The following is a 17,032-nucleotide window of genomic DNA, read 5'->3' as shown; positions in this document are numbered from 1 at the left end:
CTCAGCTACGTGTATTTTTTGCTAAATGAGTGATAAATGACTTATTTTCATGCAATGATAACGCTTAATCAGGTCAGGTGCCATTTTGCCACCGTCTGGATAATCTTAGAACGAATGTTCGGAAATATAAAAAAAGATAGCAAATGCTATCTCTTTTTAACAGTTAATAATCGTTCCACCATTGACATGGATGGTAATACCAGACATATAAGATCCTTCATTAGAAGCTAGCAACACGTAAGCACCTGCTAATTCTACGGGATGTCCCATACGTTTCATTGGCACATTCGCTCCATGTTGAGACACTTTTTGAGCATCAAATGACGCTGGAATAAGTGGTGTCCAAATGGGACCTGGTGCCACTGCATTCACGCGAATCCCTTTTTTAGCTAAATTAGAAGCCAGTGAACGAGTGAAGGCTGTTAAGGCTCCTTTTGTAGATGAATAATCCAATAAAGTTTCATTTCCTTCATAAGCAGTGACTGATGTTGTGTTAATGATGCTATCTCCTTCAGTTAAATGCGGCACCACAGCACGCGTTAAATAGAAGGTTCCGAAATAGTTGACCGCAAATGTTTTATGAAGGTCTTCATCTTTAATTTGAGTGATTTCATTTTGTGGATATTGAACAGCGGCGTTGTTTACTAAAATATTAATTTGATTAAATTTTGCTAATGTTTGATTAACAATGTCCTGTGCGAAGCTTGGATTCGTCAGATCCCCTTGAATTAATAAGCATTCACCGTGCGCCTGCTCAATAGCTTGTTTAGTTTCATTCGCATCTTCTGTCTCATCATAATAAACAACAACCACTTTTGCTCCCTCTTTGGCAAAAGCAAGCGCAACAGCACGCCCGATTCCGGAGTCGCCACCTGTAATAATCGCCACTTTATTTTTTAAGCGTCCAGAACCATTATTGTATTCAGGATGATCATAGATCGGTTTGGGATCCATTTGTGATTCAATCCCTGGTTGTTTCGTTTGAGTTTGTGGTTTTGCGGTTTTGGGAAACTGACTGCATGGGCTAGTCATTTAACAAATCCTCCTTTTGATTAAAACATTCATTGATAGTTTTCACAAATGTCCTATTTTTATAAGAAAACCTGGAATGAAAATATGAACAAAAAGGCCATTAAATGTCTCTTGTCGAACCGCAAGACACATGCTATATTATAAGGTAGCAAAGTTCAAACTTTTTAGAGATTTAGGGGGACATGAGATGGATATTAAGCAACATGTTGGAATGAGAACACTAAAAACAGGAATAGCTGTTGTCATCACCGCCTGTCTCGGAAATACCTTTTTAATTAGTAACCCTTTTTATGCCGTGATTGGGACGGTGTTTGCGATGCAAAATACAGTGAAAAGTTCATTTGTTGCAGGAAAAAATCGATTACTTGGCACCGTACTAGGAGCTATCATTGGTTACCTATTTGCACTGATCCATTTTGATCACCCGCTTCATCTTGGTTTGGCCGTCATTGTGACAATTATTTGTTGTAATGCTTTAAAAATAAGCTCATCTATTATCATTGCAGCAACCGTCTGTATTTCGATTTTAATGGGGATTACATCCGACCAAAACCCACTGATTTATTCTCTGCTACGCACGACAGATACTTCAATCGGAATCATCGTGGGGATTTTAGTCAATTATTTTATTGCACAGCCGAATTATTTAGGGCGTTTAACGGATGAGATTGAAAAGATTGAACAAATGACGATTGAACTGGTCAAAAATATTTTAATTCATCAAGACTTAAATATATCTCCTTTAAATTCTGAATTAAGTCGTTTAAATGCGTTATATCATAATTATTGTGCTGATACAAAATTTCATAAGAATCCTGTTTCCTCTAAAAAATTAAAGAAATCCATTGATGCGTGCCACGACATTTATTTTCATGCTAAGTGTATTGCTAAACTGGAATTAGAGCAAACAGAGATGACGTTTGATAATAAAATGGAGATTATTGAGTTTTTTAATCAAGGCTGTCAAGAAAAAGTCAAGCTTAGGGAACCGATTCATCCTATTTTTGAATATCATATTCATAAGATGTTAGACCAAATTTATTTATTAACGTCTACCGTTGAAGATTTAACGGAGCATTTGAATCCAACACAAGAATAAAAGGACTAATCAATGATTAGTCCTTTTATACTATTTTTAAGGTGAATCGGTTGATGACGTGATGTTTACCACATCCAGGCATCTGCATGGCAAAGATAAGAGCTTCTTGTTTCGTTTTCCATGCAGAGTAATGACAGATTTTTACGTTATTTTCGGGAACAACATAAAGACAAAGCCAAAAGCATTCTGGATGAGCCAACACCATTTCTAAGTCATCAATATCAATGATGACATCTCCATCTAGTTCTAAAATTAAGATAGCTTGAGCTAGTGTATATTTATTAATATCAATATCTCCTTCATTCCATTTATCTTCGATGGTTTGAATGATATCGTTGATTTCTTTAATTAACTCATGTCCTTCAAGGGTCAAATCTAAGACATAAGGTGTGAATTCAGTCTCTAAATGACTGTAAATGCGATACAGGGCTTTTCGAACTTTTGTTAGCTTGGCACACTCCTCTTTGAGTTTGTGATAAAGCGATCGATTAATCAAGATGATAATGTTATTGTTTTCAAGCAAACTATGACAACATTCTAGAATTTCATCCATTTCGGATAGACAAGTTCCAATATTTGTCTTAATTCGTAACATTGTTTGACTTAACATCGCCTAAACACCCCCTTTTCTATAATATATGACAGTACCTCCTTCCGTGAGAACATAAAAAAAGAAGGCAGTTGCCTTCTTTTAAATAAACTGTTTTAAGTCACCCAGTGTATGGACGGGGGCGTGACAGCTTCCACCTTCACAGACGTAAAATGAGGGATCTTTTGATAAAGGATAGTCTGTTAAAAATGGAATTAAATCTGCTAATTTATTGTCATTTTCAGGGGTTTTTAAGATAACGGTTAAATTAAACAATGGAGATAAGGAAAGAAATGTTTTAAAATCTTCGATTTGACTGTCGTTTGTAACGATAGCGATGAGTTCTTTACTTGATTCGAGAGCGAATTTAGCAGCGATTAAGTAAAAGGCATGACTAATTTCATAATGGGTCGCATGAGCCGCCATGAAGTTTAGTTGCTCCATCGCTTCTTTTTCTAATGTCGCGTCTCCTGTTAACCGAGCTAAACGAATTAAGTTATAAGCTGCGACTGAATTCCCTGATGGCATAGCCCCATCGTACGTTTCTTTTGGACGGATCATTAAATGCTCAGCATCACTTCCGTATAAATAATAGCCTCCCGCTTCACCATCCTTAAACAAGCGAATCATCTCTTGCGTTAGTTCGATGGCTTGTTTAAGGTAGTCTGGGTTAAAAGTACTTTGATAGCTTTCAATTAAACCATAGACATAAAAAGCATAATCATCTAGATAACCTGGATAATGACTTTTTCCTTCACGGTAACGAGCGAGTAATCGTTTTTCTTCAAAGAGATGTTGGTTAATAAAAGAGATTGTTTCCTGAATGAGGGTCTCATACTGCTGATCTTGTGTCACATGGTAAGCTTTTGCTAGAGCGACTAGCATTAAACCATTCCATGACGTTAGAATTTTATCATCTTTATGTAAATGATAACGTGAAGCACGATACGTTAAAAGCTTCTGTCTTAACGGTTCGATGTGTGATTCGTCAAGATCAATGGATGCATGGAGACGATTGAGAATGTTCTTTCCTTCAAAATTTCCAAGTGAGGTGACGCCATAATACGTATTAAAGAGCGCCCCTTCTGTTTCACCGAGTACCTCAATGATTTCTTCTGGTGTAAAGAGATAGTACTTCCCTTCTTCGCCTTCACTATCAGCATCTTCAGCACAGTAAAAACCACCGTCAGGATGATGAAGATTATTGAGGACATACTGAAGGGTTTTAGTAGCAATCATAAGATATCGTTTTTCTTCGGTGACTTCGTAGGCTTCTAAATAAGTGATAATAAGTAGGGCATTGTCGTAGAGCATTTTCTCAAAGTGTGGAACGAGCCACTCATCATCGGTGGAATATCGGGAAAACCCAAAACCTAGATGATCGAAAAGACCACCTTTATACATTTGATCGAGTGTCTTTTTCACCATTTTGATGGCATTTTGATCACCGGTACGTAACAGATACATGAGACGATGTGGGGTTGGAAATTTTGGAGCATCTCCAAACCCACCGTTTTCAAAATCATAACTCGCCTTAAAATGTTGCATGGCATGGGCAAAAAGTTTTGAATCGACTTCTTGATTAGAGTTTCGCTGTTCATTCATTTGTTCAAGATGTTCTTGAATGCTAGTTGTTACTTGCTCAATTTTTTCACGATTTTCAGACCATGTTTTAACAATGGCTCTTAACACATCTAGTAGTCCTGGTCGACCATAGCGACTATTTTTAGGAAAATAAGTCCCCGCATAAAACGGATGAGCTTCTGGCGTCATTAAAATGGTGAGCGGCCATCCACCCTGCCCCGTTAAGCTCTGACAAACGGTCATATAAACACTATCAATATCCGGGCGTTCTTCGCGGTCCACTTTAATTGAAATAAAGTGCTCATTTAAATAAGCCGCCACTTCTTCATCTTCAAACGATTCATGTTCCATGACGTGACACCAATGACACGTCGAATAACCAATACTTAAAAAAATTGGCTTATCTTCGGCTTTTGCTTTTGCAAAAGCTTCTTCATTCCATGGATACCAATCGACCGGATTATACGCATGTTGCAATAAATAAGGGGATAATTCATGAATCAAATGATTGGGGTGTTTACTGGTTGTCGTCACAAAATCAACTCCTATTCCTTTCAATAGCTCTAGTGTTTGAAAAGATCGGGCTTCCTATTCCATTTCAGGCAAGGTTAATTGAAAACGTTCTATCGTTTCAGGATAAATTTTAAGTGGCTTGAAACTTAATCGCTTAATTTCTCCCGCATTATCTACTGAAAAATAGAGTTCATAATCACCAATGGGATGATGAGCGCCAATCATTGGAGTGATTTTTAGGGTAACGGTCGTTGGTTTATAAGGTTCAGCTGTTAGGTCAAGTATCGACATTTCATAGTTATAGAGTTCCACACGCTTACCTAGGTCTTCTCCATAATACTTCACCATTTCTTCTTCAATAGCAGGTTGTAATAAATTGATAATGAGTTTTTCACAAGATTCAGGATTAACATTCATGGCATGAGCAGTCTTAGGAACTAAGTTGAAGGTAAGAACAAGAGAGAACATGACTAAAAACTGTCTCATTCGGTGAATTTTCATCCATAAAACCTCCTATTTACATGAGCTTTCTCATATTATTTGTCATTCAAGGATTAAAAAAACACGACGTTGAATGTTTTTGATTTTATTCCCCTTCAGTCAGGAAGAATTGATTTAATTTTCAACATTCATTTATAGACTGGCTTCAATTATCAAATATAGGGATGTCGTCTAATTCTTTGGTCTCTTGAAACGTTTGGGTTTCAATGTCTCCTAAAGAATCAATCAAGTACGTGGCGATATAATTAGCATAAACTTTCTCTTCATTTAAAAAAGAGGAAAAGGCTAATTTAATGGAAATTTGTGTTTCATTGATTGGTTCAATGTGAAGAAGATTGATCTCCTCTGAGTTGACTTTTAAGGGTGTAACGGCTCTTTCTTCTCTTATTTTTGCAATAATTTTAGGATATAACAGGTTAATAATCAGTTGACTTTTTAAGTCCATCCTTGTTATGTTTTCCTTTTCCTGAGATTTCTGTTTAGAATCTGGTGGGATCATTAAACATAAAAACATCATACTGATGATTAGAATGAGACTATAAACGAATCGTACATCCATACTGGCTTCCTCCCTTTTAACGCTTAGCTTAATATTTGAAAGAAAACAGTGACTTATTCAAAAAGTGATGATTAAAATGCTAAATAGCCTTACTAACTCATCCGTTCATCCCCAAAGACATAAAGTTGATTTTTTTAGAGGGTCATCATCACTCATGGGATAAGACGACCTTTAATCGATTTAAACAGCCAGTCAAAAAAACAAGCAAGCCAAGGCCTATAAAGCCTTTACTTGCTTGTTCATGATTGCTATGGATTAAAAACTAAGATGATTTATTCTAGAGGAACGAATGGTCATCACGCCAAATGATTTCCACAGTGAGGACAGTATTGGTACGTGGCGTCTACCACTTCGTGACAGTGATGACAACGTCGTTTATTTTCTGATGGGGTATAAACGATTTCTTGATCCCATAAGGTGAGTTCCATCTTCTCATCCGCTTCAAGTGCTCTCCCCTTTTCTAATGGGATTTTAGCAATGGTTTGGCAGGTGTCACAAACAATATAATATTCTAAGCGCCATTTCCAGAGTGGAATAAAAAAGAAATGGAATTGATGATAGTGTTTAAATAACGTGAATTTTTCCGTTCCACGACAGTGTTTACACATCGTAGCCGGTAGTGGTTTAAGTTCAACGTTTTTTGTCTCTATTCCAAAAATACCAATAAAAAACATAAATCAAAAATCCTTTCTTAACATGCTCTTTCTTTTATTATAATGAACTTTTCGTGTGTTTTAAATAAGAACTCATCAGAAACATTCCAACTTTTAAGAATTTTTACAATCAAATATAGGAATAGAAACACCATCTTTTTGACTTGTTTTTATATAATATAGTAGTTTATAGAAAAGGACGTGAAAAAAGATATGGGTAATACGTATCAAACAATGCCTTTAGATCCCACGACAAATTATCTAAAATATGGTCAAAAATTTCCCCCAACTCAAATGACTTATGATCAAACTTCAAATAATGTAGCAGCCATTAACCAGCGTAACGATTTATCACAGTTGAATGATTTAATTAATTTAAGTAACGCTGACCTAGATAACAATTTTATTTCAACGTTAACTAGTATTTTTCATGTGGGTGATACGATCATTATATATGAAAGTATTTCCGGTTACATTTCTTCTGGAGCCCTTCTTTCAAATATAACGATTAAACCCGGGACTTATGTTATTTCTAAAATAGTAGAAGGTAGTCGCCATCCTATTCGTATTTCAAAAACTGGTAAAGCAGCAGGGGCGTGGATTGATGGCATGACCCTTTATAAACCTTTGTCAGGCTTCTTTGTTGAAGATAGTATATCTACTAGCCAACCACTTGTTCCTATTTTTACTGATACTAAAACACAAGGTTTTTGGGGTGATGATTCAATCGGATTAAACCTTCCCAATCTCTTTATTGAAGGTGAGAAAGTAATTGTGACAAAAAATATCGTAGGTTACAAAACGTCAACCTCATTGAAACGAGCCAAATTTATAAAACCCGGGACTTATTATATTTATAAATACGTTGAAGATGCTACTCATCCTCTCAATATTACTTCAAATCCTGGAATAGCGGGCACTTGGGTTGATACAACTTACATTGAAAAATAAAACAAAAAGGATATGCAAATTTTTACGCATATCCTTTTTGTTTTGATAGAACTGAATTAAACGATAAAAAGTAAAAGTCACAGAAGTGCAATTATGAATCCATTGTTGTTTCTTACTGGGACGATGGGATGTAGAAGATTTATGTGTCTATATACAAAAAAGAGAGAAACTCTCTCTTTTAAACTAATTGATTAATCCATTTTTTCGAGCGCACACGGAACATTCCGAAGAAGACTTTTACCACTTCTTCTAATTGAACGATAATAGCAACAATCAGAAGTGGCGCATGGAAGAATTTAACCGCGATAAAGGTACCTAAAACACCAACCGTCCATAACACCCCTAACTCTAAAATCATCGCATATTTCGTGTCTCCACCCGCGCGGAAAACACCAACGATATTAATAATATTAATAAAACGGAACGTTAAGCCTACCGCAAAGACAATTAAAACGTGTGACATGAGTGTAAGTGTTGATGGTTCGAAGTCCTTATATAATTGAAGCATCACAGGAATACACATGACAAGCATTAGTCCTGAAATAATTCCAAGGACAATCCCTACCTTTAAGAATAAGATTGCATCTTGATAACTCTTTTCTTTCTCCCCAGCTCCTAGTTTCTTACCAAGCATGACCGTCGATGCATTTCCAACCCCAATTGCTGCAATAAAGAAGATATTAAAGATTGAATTGACAATATTCATAATGGAAATCGACTCCACATTAATCATCCCGTAAATCACCATGTAAGCCGTTGTACCAAGTCCCCAGAAGCATTCATTGATCACGACAGGTAAACTTGTGACAATCAGTTTATTAATGAGCTCACGATCAAACGCTAATAACACCGATAACTTAGGATTCATTGTCTCTGTTTTTAAGTAAGCAAAGCCAATCACTAGGATAAACTCAACGATACGTGAAACAAGGGTCGCAATGGCAGCCCCGATGACCCCTAATTGAGGGAATCCCAATAATCCAAAAATTAAAATTAAGTTAAGGATCGTATTTAACGTTAGGGCAATGATCGAAGCAATCATTGAGAATTTAGGTTTTTCCACTGCTCGTAACCCCATACTAAATCCAAACGATAAAATCATGAACGGATAACTTAAACAAGCAATACGTAAATACTTGGCACCGAGTTCTTGAACCGCGACATCTTGAGTAAAGATACGAATAATCTGTTCTGGAATTAATAGAGCTAAGCCCGTAAAAATCGCAGCTAATCCAATCCCTAAGACTAAAGTAAATCCTAGTAAGCGGTGAATGTTTCGAATCTCTTTCTTTCCCCAAAACTGAGCAAAGTAGACCATTCCTCCACTATAAATTCCGAACATCACCATATTTAATAAAAAGTAATATTGGTTTGAAACCCCCACTGCGGCCACTGCATCAACTCCAACTTTTCCAACCATCAGTGTATCAACCATGTTTAAGCTTGAGGTCACTAATTGCTGTAAAGCGATAGGAAGCGCAATAATCCATAAATCTTTGTAAAAGGCAGCATTTTGTTTAAAATGTTGCTTCAAATTCATCATATCACATCCTTATTTTTTTCCATTAAAAAGAGGAAGACTCAACGTTCTTCCTACGATTTACTTCTCTATAATCTATCAGATTCAATTTCCCTTGTCAATGACCGTTTCGTGTTCTGCGATTAAATTAATTTCATCACCTAAGACTTCATGGCGACGACTGAGTTGTTTTAACGTGAGTGTGTCAAAAGTTTTACATTCAATCGCTGCCATTAACTCCGTATCACTAATAAAAATGGTCTCAACTTTACGCTGATCAATATATAATTGCGAATCAATATTAAAGCCCGCTCCATAAACCATGAGCCCCGCTTCCGTCCAATGATAATCCTCTAATCGTTGTTCATTTAATCCAAAATGAAGTGTTGTTTGATGGGTAGTAAACACCTGATTCGTCAAATAAGCCTTTCCTTCTAGCTGATCATATTGCGACAAACGTAAAATATCTTGATAACATTCATGGTCTTTATAGGTAATATGAAGCTGTTGCATGATCGATAATGGGATATTCAATGTTTTCATCAGCCAAGTCCCTAATTGATAGCACTCCAATTGTTTCGGAAGTGGATAGTCAAAGCTTGGATGAAAGTGTGAGATAAAATAAGGGACTTCATACGGATTATAGGGATACATCGATTCATCATTTAAAATTGGAAGATTAGGTAAATGATCAGCAAACATCATGAGAATTACCTCTTGCTCAGATGCTTGAAGTTCCTGAATTAAACGATGAATTTCTTGATCCAGCTGATAAATACGTTTCGCATAATCTTGTAGGGCATATTTCATCTCTATGGCGATAGGTCCTTCCACTTGTATCAAGGGATGATCATCAGGCGTCTCATCATAAGGCTGATGAGTTCCAGCCGTAATCCCGTAAATAAAGGCTGACTGATCAGTTACTAATGTTTTTAAAACATAATTGACTAAATCCGCGTCATTCATTTGAGATAAATCATGGGGTATCCCTACTCCACTCATATATTCGATTGGAATATAGCGTGAAAAGCCAAGGTTTTCATATGCTAGATGTCGATTATAAAAATTTCCTTCATAATTATGAATTAACGTTGAGCAGTAGCCCATTCGTTCTAATTGAGAAGCCAATGACTCAACGGGTGTATGTTTTAAAAATGAATGATGCGGAATTTCTCCTGGTTTTAATAGCTCTGCATTCATCGACGTCAAAATAGAGAACTCCGTTTTAGCTGTTCCTCCCCCAAAGGTCGGGACACGCATGACGCCACTTTTTTCTTGCTGCATCAACTTACGAAAAGTTGGAATGGGATCTTGGCTAAATGAGACCCCCTCTAACCTTAATGGATCAAAAAATGATTCGAGCTGTAAGAGAATGATTTGCGGGCGATGCACGGGCCCCTTTGAAGGGGGATAAGTGATCCCTTTCAAAATTTGAGTCATCATCTCTTCGTTATAAGTATCTGGTTTACGGTTAAGGTACGGATAAATCGAGTCTGCCATCGCATAGGCAAAGCCTATCTCCTCATCCTCAACGGAAGACGACTCAACAGGCTGCCCTTTCTCGATTCGATTAAAGATGAAGGCAGCAAGTGTCACGTAGATCGACGCTAATAGATAATCAAGAGATTTCACGGAATATTGGATTTGATACCAGCCATATCCAATATGGAGAATGATCGCAATTCCAGCAATAATAAGAGCAATCACCCATGGTTTAAAATAATGTGAAGATAAACTCAGTCCGTCTTTAATCAGGAAGATATCCGAAAACATTAAAGGGTATCCTCGTAAATGGGTCACAATGGCATTCATGATCGCAAGAAATAACCAAAAAAACGTCATAAATCCAATAAAAAAAAGTTTACGTGAAACGAAGAATGAAAAAACTAACGTTGCAGAGACAATTAATAAATTAATGGCAAAATAACCTGGCCGTTTTCTAACAAAGTTGAAAGTCTTAATGATGGATTGAAATTTAATCATCTCCATGATTAAGGTTAAACTAATTGATAAGAATAACCATCCGATCCAATATTCCATATTCTCCCCCCATAAAAGAACATCTGCTTAAAAATAAAAATTAACACAAAATTTGGTATCTTTCAAGTATCTTCAAGATAAATGGGTTCTATAATATTTGGTGTGGGTGATTCCCACACTTCTTTTATTTGGAATAAAAAAATAAGTATAAAAAAAGAGACATCACGTCCCAAATTCTATACCATGTAATTGACCAAAAAAAACACGAAAGGATTGGGTTTATGTCTCACAATAATTGTATCTTAACTTTACTCGATTTAAAAGATAAAAATATTACTTTTTCAGAAAATTGGATGAAAGATGTTCAGATTAACGGGATCCGCTCTAAGGTGATTTCTGGTATCCTCTCTTTTCAACCGACCCATTGTTACAACTGTGGTCATCTCTTTGACTCACAAATCATTAAACACGGCTTCAAAACCTCTCGTATTAAGATGATGAAACTCTCTGGCTTTGATACCTATCTCGATTTAAAAAAGCAACGCTATAAATGCCGTCATTGTGATCGTACCTTTACGCTTAAAACCTCTCTCGTAGAATCTAATTGTTACCTTTCTAATCCCCTTAAACAAGCCATTTTCCTAGAGGCTAGCCATAAAAAATCCGAGTCAGATATTGCCCGTGAACTCAACGTATCCCATTCAACGGTCAATCGGATCATTCATACATCGTACGAGGAACAACCCCTTCATTTTAACTCTCTTCCAAAGGTGCTTTGTTTTGATGAGTTTAAGTCGGTCAAATCAGCGGAAGGGGCTATGTCATTCATTTTTTGTGATGCTTCTAATGGGAAGTTAATTGATATCGTTGAAGACCGTCGTCTAAGCACTTTAAAACCTTATTTCATGCGATTTTCTAAGGAGGCCCGTGAAGGTGTAACTCACGTTGTTATTGATATGTATGCTCCGTATATGACACTCATTAAAGAGGTGTTTCCCAACGCTAAAATTGTTTTAGATAAGTTCCACGTCGTTCAACTTTTATCTCGTGCCCTCAATAAAACTCGTATTCGCTTCATGAACCAAAACAAAGAATTCTACAATAAATTCAAACATTATTGGCGCCTTTTATTAAAAGCCCAAGAGGATATCCATTCTACCCACTACTTCTATTCTAACTGTTTCAAAAAGCAGATTTCTCAACAAGAAATCATCGACTTTTTACTCGCTTTAGATCCTGAATTAAAAGCGACTTATGACTTCTATCAAACCATCAAACAGGCCATCAAACTTCGCAACTTTGATGCTTTTCATCATGCCATTCAAAACCCCTCTGACTTACTTTCACCTGAAATGAAAACAGCTTTAAAAACATTAACTAACTACCAAGATTATATCAAAAATACGATTGAAACATCTTATACCAATGGAGTGCTTGAAGGGATTAATAACAAGATTAAAGTGATTAAACGCATGGCCTTTGGATACCGTAGTTTCTATCATTTCAAAGCTAGAATTTTGATTATCCATAAGTACACCTTTGAACAAAAAAATAAAAGGAATCAAACTGCTCAATGAGCAGCTTAATCCCTCACGATTACAGGTATAAAATTTCTTCACCCACACCAGTTGACAAAGAGCCGATAAATGATTGTATAAATAGAGTGAAACCCCGATGAGTTTGCCTGTCTTTCAGAGTAGAAAGCATCACCCATCGGGGTTTTCAGTTTATGCATGGGTTGAAATTGACTAAACAGATTCATTCGCAACGTTTTATAGGCTAGATTAAAAATAAACCTTTAACGCTCAATAACTTTTATAATTTTACCTCGGACACGTCCTTCCTCTAAACGAACTTGATTAATTCGAAAGGCGACTTTCATTCCTTCTTTGACCGTGAAAAAAGTTGGGACTGGACAAATGGCGTCTAAATTTGGTGCAATATTCACAAAGCAAGCCCACGGTTTCACGCTACGCACTAACCCATAGACGACCGTTTGTGGTTCAAAATCTTCGATAGTGATTGAAGAGTGACACTCATATTTAGTCACTGCTTGAACGTTGATTTTGAGATTATCATTCACTTTCAACAAACAAACTGAAATTTGATCCCCTTCTTTATACACATCTGAAACTGTCGTATAATCATTGGCAAAATCTTGATTTCTTAAAATCACAGAGACACCGTCAATACTTAAGTAAGCGCCAAAGTAAACTAAGCGGGTAACTTTAGCATCAAACGTTTCTCCTGCCTTTAGACGTTCAATCAGTTCTAATCGTTTTTTATGTTTGATCTCTCGACATGAACCGAGATAAACGTGACGATTAGCATCATACGCTGTAATGATATATTGAAGCCTCGTCCCGATATAATGATTTAAGCCGCCCTTAATCTCATATAATTCGAGTTCTTGACGCGGAATGATCACTTTGTCTCCATCTAAATCTAACCAAACGGCATAATCATTTAAAATGATATCGTATTGAACGAGTCTAACAATGCCTTCTTTAATTTCTTTCTTTGTTTTTAATGGAATCATTTGTTGAGAAAATTGCTCCATTATTTATCCCCCCCACATTTAATCAAAATGATTAAGCGTTATAAAAGCTCGCCTCCTAAAAAGAAAGCGTTTCTAATGATATTTTACCAATAAGTAGAGGAAAATAAAACTCTCATTTTCATAAATAACGGGTATTTATTTTACATTTTTCGAAAATGAGCGTTCTCTGATGAAAAGAAGAGATAACAATCAAAAAAACCTACCAACAGGTAGGTTGAATCATTCATAATGTTATAAAAAAGAACACCGAAGGCCATTTCGGTGTTCTACAAGTAAAAAGGATGTATGATGAGGACATACAAATTTTTTACCTGTAGTCCACGAGATAATCGGTCGTGGGTAGAAACTAGTTAACCATACCTTAACAATTATACAAGTAAAATATTATAACTATTTGGAGTAGGAAATAAATTAATTATTCATTTCCAGGGGTATATAATATCATCATCTCACATCATTTGCAAGCGGTTTTTATCATTTTTTTGAAAAAACACACTAGAACATTCTGGTAATAAGACATATTTCTAGATTATTCTAAATTTACAAAAAACATGAAATGAAATGAATGATGTTCTTAACATGAGCCTCACTATCTGAATGTATATATCGAAGTGGAATGAAAATAAAAGCTAGTGGGATGCTATCATTTTCAAGGTGATTACAATCAACCATCGGTACCAGTCTGATCAAGTGTAACTCAGTCTGGCAAAGGGATGTTTAATTCTTAGCTAAGGTCGTTAACTGTTTATTTAAAATATTAATAATGATTAAATGACACGAATAAGGAGCAAAAGATGAAACACCCAGTTTTATAAATAAACGTTCTCTGATCAAAAGAAGAGATAAAAATCAAAAAACCCTACCAACAGGTAGACTGAATCATTCATAATGTTATAAAAAAAAGAACACCGAAGGCCATTTCGGTGTTCTACAAGTAAAAAGGATGTATGATGAGGACATACAAATTTTTTACCTGTAGTCCACGAGATAATCGGTCGTGGGTAGAAACTAGTTAACCATATCTTAACAATTATACAAGTAAAATATTATAACTATTTGGAGTAGGAAATAAATTAATTATTCATTTCCAGGGGTATATAATATCATCATCTCACGTCATTTGCAAGAAATTTTTCTCGTTTTTTTCGAAAAAGATCATAGAATATTTTGGTAAGGAGAAAGATTGATAGAATCTTCCAAATTAACTAGAAATTGTGCGATTAATTCAATGATTTGCTCAACATCTTTGAGGGATCCCACTTCACTACCTGAATGCATATATCGAAGTGGAATTGAAATAAGAGCTAGTGGAATCCCATCATTTTCAAGATGAATTCGGTCTCCATCTGTTCCAGTACGTCCGGGTGCGGCTTCGTATTGAACAGGGATGTTTAATTCTTTCGCTAAAGTCGCTAATCGTTCATTTAACAGGTTATTAATAATTGAGCCATTAGCTAATACCGGTCCGCCACCCACTTCAATCTCTCCGATCGCTTCGGCATTCGCATCTGGATAATCCGTCGCAAAGGTCACGTCAACGACTAAAGCTAACGTTGGTTTCACACGTTTAGCTGCCCAAACCGCGCCACGCATCGTTGTCTCTTCTCCAACGGTTGTCGCACTATAAATCCCAACACGTGCCCCTAATTCTTTCGCTCGTCGCAAGGCTTCAATCACAATAAATGCACCTAAACGGTTATCTAACGCACGCCCTGAAATGCAGTCATTCATTAATTCACAATAATCCGTGGCTGCTACAACATAATCACCAGGTTTAACAACCTTTAATGCTTCTTCCTTTGAACTTGCCCCTAAATCAATGAACAAATCAGTTGCTTCTAACGATTTATTTTTAAGAAGTGAGCGATTCACCCCAACCACTCCATTGACGATGCCAGATGACGTTAAAATTTGAACTTTCTGTCCCAAATAAAGAGCTGGACGAATTCCACCTACATTGGTTACTTTTAATAACCCAGCATCTGTAATCATGGTTACCATGAGTCCAATTTCATCGACATGTCCTGCTAATAACACCTTACAAGGTGAATCAGGATTTAAGACACTAATCACATTTCCTGTGACGTCTGTCTCAAAGGTGTCAACAGTCTCTTTCATGTAATGGATGATTTTCTTTTGTAAGTCAAATTCAGCCCCTGATGGAGAGGGTGTTTGAATCATTTCATATAAAAAGTCTTTATTCATTTCGGTTACTCCTTTATTAAATTAATTCCCAAACAATCGTGACGTAATCAGTGGCACTGATATCTTGAGGTTGTAAGTCTATCATGGCCATTGAATAATTAGCACTCTCACTTAATAGGAGTTCACGTGGTTGATAACTGATGGTACTCCAATCATAATCAATTGCTTGAATCGGTCCTAATGTCACACCCGCTGCTTGTGCTAAAACATTCGCCTGCTCAGTTGCCTGCTTAACGGCATCCTGAAGAATTAACGATTTTAACGCGGATTCATTTTTTAATTGATACTGAATGGAGAACTCTGGATGCGCTGGGCAATTACTAATGACTTGAATGACTTCGCCAAGTTTTTCATGATTAAAATCAAATCCAAACGTTAAACGATGTCTGACAATGTAACCGCGAAAAACACGAACATAATTCCCCTCTTCGTCTTTCACTTGCTCATAATCCGTATCAACTGTAAAACTACTTGTTTTTAAGTCTTCTTTTTTAAAACCAATCTCCTCAAGACAATGCTGTAATTCTTCAAGCTTTTGACTAGCCAACTCGATGGCTTGGTCATACTGTTCATCTCTCGATTCTAAATACAGTGGAATCTCAATATAATCTGGCGGTAAAGACGCTTGCCCCGTTCCTTTCACCGTTATCGTCCGTTGTTTCATCCCATTCCCCCTTCTTTATGATTTATGCCTATTATAGCATACCTTACGTGGTTTAACCAAAAATGACTAAAATAAAAATGATATCCAAAAGGTAGGATGGATATCATTTTCGCAAATTCGTTTAGATGATTGATTCTCTCTCATAATCGCCTAGTTGAAAATCCTTTTCAATATAATAACTTCCCCACTCTACGTTTACTACCAAATCTGGGCATTTGCAGGCGATCGTCTCCGGCATAGGATTAAAGGCACGAACTAATTCAGGATAAATGGCTTGATCATAATCTTTTTCATTTAAATCAAATTCAATCTCATCCGAAAGATGGTGTGTGCCGTAATAAACCATATAATTCACTCGGTATTTGAGTACCTCTTTATTCAAGCGTTGGTATAAGCGAGTTTTATGCTTTAAATTTGAACTAGAAAATTTCCAACACTCATGACTTTGAACCTCTGGTGTTAGAAAAAAAACAGGATCACCTTCATTTTCATCAATTCCCATGGAATAACGATACTCGCCAGATTTTTGAATCCAGTCTAAGTAGACCTTCATTTGTTCTTTTGGACCACTGACCCGGACCTCTACACAATTTTCAATTTCTCTCATAGTCTCTCCCCCTTCA

The 17,032-nt window shown here is 36.4% G+C and carries 15 protein-coding genes and 2 riboswitches; of the genes, 3 read left to right on the top strand and 12 right to left on the bottom strand.

From position 1 onward, the window contains the following. Positions 1-156 precede the first annotated feature (156 nt). On the bottom strand, positions 157-1,032 hold the full coding sequence (locus AT726_RS12300; protein WP_055241764.1) for an SDR family oxidoreductase: 876 nt from the start codon (positions 1,030-1,032) through the stop codon (positions 157-159). Between the two features lie 187 nt (positions 1,033-1,219). On the opposite strand from AT726_RS12300, the gene AT726_RS12295 reads away from it, so the two are divergent. Next, positions 1,220-2,131 carry an FUSC family protein gene (locus AT726_RS12295; protein WP_068759716.1) on the top strand — a complete coding sequence of 304 codons (912 nt, stop codon included), beginning with the start codon at positions 1,220-1,222 and terminating at the stop codon, positions 2,129-2,131. A 25-nt stretch (positions 2,132-2,156) separates the two neighbouring features. On the opposite strand, the gene AT726_RS12290 is transcribed toward AT726_RS12295, so the two are convergent. The 5 genes from AT726_RS12290 to AT726_RS12270 all read right to left on the bottom strand — a co-directional run bounded on the left by AT726_RS12290 (position 2,157) and on the right by AT726_RS12270 (position 6,551). Then, complete coding sequence (locus tag AT726_RS12290) at positions 2,157-2,741, bottom strand: hypothetical protein (protein WP_055276156.1); 585 nt, start codon at positions 2,739-2,741, stop codon at positions 2,157-2,159. Between the two features lie 81 nt (positions 2,742-2,822). Beyond that, entirely contained in the window at positions 2,823-4,838 is a 2,016-nt protein-coding gene (locus tag AT726_RS12285) for a thioredoxin domain-containing protein (protein ID WP_068759715.1), read from the bottom strand. Between the two features lie 54 nt (positions 4,839-4,892). Next, positions 4,893-5,318 carry a DUF3888 domain-containing protein gene (locus tag AT726_RS12280; RefSeq protein ID WP_068759714.1) on the bottom strand — a complete coding sequence of 142 codons (426 nt, stop codon included), beginning with the start codon at positions 5,316-5,318 and terminating at the stop codon, positions 4,893-4,895. Positions 5,319-5,463: 145 nt separating this feature from the next. Beyond that, positions 5,464-5,877: a hypothetical protein gene (locus AT726_RS12275; protein ID WP_068759713.1), complete on the bottom strand. Its 414-nt coding sequence runs from the start codon at positions 5,875-5,877 to the stop codon at positions 5,464-5,466. Between the two features lie 296 nt (positions 5,878-6,173). After that, positions 6,174-6,551: a zinc ribbon domain-containing protein gene (locus AT726_RS12270; RefSeq protein ID WP_055241779.1), complete on the bottom strand. Its 378-nt coding sequence runs from the start codon at positions 6,549-6,551 to the stop codon at positions 6,174-6,176. A gap of 180 nt (positions 6,552-6,731) precedes the next feature. Between AT726_RS12270 and AT726_RS12265 the strand changes: the two genes are divergently transcribed. Then, positions 6,732-7,481, top strand: a complete 750-nt coding sequence (locus AT726_RS12265; RefSeq protein WP_144436979.1) for a hypothetical protein — start codon at positions 6,732-6,734, stop codon at positions 7,479-7,481. Between the two features lie 178 nt (positions 7,482-7,659). Here AT726_RS12265 and AT726_RS12260 read toward each other — a convergent pair whose 3' ends face one another. Both AT726_RS12260 and AT726_RS12255 read right to left on the bottom strand, forming a co-directional pair. Next, the gene (locus AT726_RS12260; protein ID WP_068759711.1) at positions 7,660-9,021 is read right to left on the bottom strand and encodes an MATE family efflux transporter; all 1,362 of its coding nucleotides are present in this window, start codon (positions 9,019-9,021) and stop codon (positions 7,660-7,662) included. Positions 9,022-9,105: 84 nt separating this feature from the next. Continuing rightward, positions 9,106-11,040 (bottom strand): LTA synthase family protein, encoded by a 1,935-nt coding sequence (locus AT726_RS12255; RefSeq protein WP_068759710.1) that lies wholly within the window; start codon positions 11,038-11,040, stop codon positions 9,106-9,108. Between the two features lie 221 nt (positions 11,041-11,261). On the opposite strand from AT726_RS12255, the gene AT726_RS12250 reads away from it, so the two are divergent. Next, entirely contained in the window at positions 11,262-12,557 is a 1,296-nt protein-coding gene (locus AT726_RS12250) for an ISL3 family transposase (RefSeq protein ID WP_055277709.1), read from the top strand. Between the two features lie 221 nt (positions 12,558-12,778). On the opposite strand, the gene AT726_RS12245 is transcribed toward AT726_RS12250, so the two are convergent. The 4 genes from AT726_RS12245 to AT726_RS12230 all read right to left on the bottom strand — a co-directional run bounded on the left by AT726_RS12245 (position 12,779) and on the right by AT726_RS12230 (position 17,016). Further along, positions 12,779-13,540, bottom strand: coding sequence for a S1 RNA-binding domain-containing protein (locus tag AT726_RS12245; RefSeq protein ID WP_068759709.1), 762 nt, complete (start codon positions 13,538-13,540; stop codon positions 12,779-12,781). Positions 13,541-13,834: 294 nt separating this feature from the next. Beyond that, positions 13,835-13,936: riboswitch (purine riboswitch) on the bottom strand. 560 nt (positions 13,937-14,496) lie between these two features. Beyond that, positions 14,497-14,598, bottom strand: a riboswitch (purine riboswitch). 97 nt (positions 14,599-14,695) lie between these two features. Beyond that, a complete protein-coding gene (locus tag AT726_RS12240; RefSeq protein WP_068759708.1) occupies positions 14,696-15,745 on the bottom strand; it encodes a M42 family peptidase in 1,050 nt (349 codons plus the stop codon). A 16-nt stretch (positions 15,746-15,761) separates the two neighbouring features. Beyond that, the gene (locus tag AT726_RS12235) at positions 15,762-16,409 is read right to left on the bottom strand and encodes an SIMPL domain-containing protein (protein ID WP_068759707.1); all 648 of its coding nucleotides are present in this window, start codon (positions 16,407-16,409) and stop codon (positions 15,762-15,764) included. A 121-nt stretch (positions 16,410-16,530) separates the two neighbouring features. After that, positions 16,531-17,016: a hypothetical protein gene (locus tag AT726_RS12230; RefSeq protein ID WP_055276135.1), complete on the bottom strand. Its 486-nt coding sequence runs from the start codon at positions 17,014-17,016 to the stop codon at positions 16,531-16,533. Between the last annotated feature and the right edge of the window lie 16 nt (positions 17,017-17,032).

The organism is Turicibacter sp. H121 (assembly GCF_001543345.1).
GTDB classification, from domain to species: Bacteria; Bacillota_I; Bacilli_A; order MOL361; family Turicibacteraceae; genus Turicibacter; species Turicibacter bilis.
This window is presented reverse-complemented; position numbering and strand designations above follow the sequence as displayed.

Excerpts from the sequence above, each read along its gene's own strand:
- AT726_RS12300 (WP_055241764.1), bottom strand. The coding sequence starts at position 1,032 with ATGACTAGCCCATGCAGTCAGTTTCCCAAAACCGCAAAACCACAAACT.
- AT726_RS12295 (WP_068759716.1), top strand. The coding sequence starts at position 1,220 with ATGGATATTAAGCAACATGTTGGAATGAGAACACTAAAAACAGGAATA.
- AT726_RS12290 (WP_055276156.1), bottom strand. The coding sequence starts at position 2,741 with ATGTTAAGTCAAACAATGTTACGAATTAAGACAAATATTGGAACTTGT.
- AT726_RS12280 (WP_068759714.1), bottom strand. The coding sequence starts at position 5,318 with ATGAAAATTCACCGAATGAGACAGTTTTTAGTCATGTTCTCTCTTGTT.
- AT726_RS12275 (WP_068759713.1), bottom strand. The coding sequence starts at position 5,877 with ATGGATGTACGATTCGTTTATAGTCTCATTCTAATCATCAGTATGATG.
- AT726_RS12270 (WP_055241779.1), bottom strand. The coding sequence starts at position 6,551 with ATGTTTTTTATTGGTATTTTTGGAATAGAGACAAAAAACGTTGAACTT.
- AT726_RS12260 (WP_068759711.1), bottom strand. The coding sequence starts at position 9,021 with ATGAATTTGAAGCAACATTTTAAACAAAATGCTGCCTTTTACAAAGAT.
- AT726_RS12255 (WP_068759710.1), bottom strand. The coding sequence starts at position 11,040 with ATGGAATATTGGATCGGATGGTTATTCTTATCAATTAGTTTAACCTTA.
- AT726_RS12250 (WP_055277709.1), top strand. The coding sequence starts at position 11,262 with ATGTCTCACAATAATTGTATCTTAACTTTACTCGATTTAAAAGATAAA.
- AT726_RS12245 (WP_068759709.1), bottom strand. The coding sequence starts at position 13,540 with ATGGAGCAATTTTCTCAACAAATGATTCCATTAAAAACAAAGAAAGAA.
- AT726_RS12240 (WP_068759708.1), bottom strand. The coding sequence starts at position 15,745 with ATGAATAAAGACTTTTTATATGAAATGATTCAAACACCCTCTCCATCA.
- AT726_RS12235 (WP_068759707.1), bottom strand. The coding sequence starts at position 16,409 with ATGAAACAACGGACGATAACGGTGAAAGGAACGGGGCAAGCGTCTTTA.
- AT726_RS12230 (WP_055276135.1), bottom strand. The coding sequence starts at position 17,016 with ATGAGAGAAATTGAAAATTGTGTAGAGGTCCGGGTCAGTGGTCCAAAA.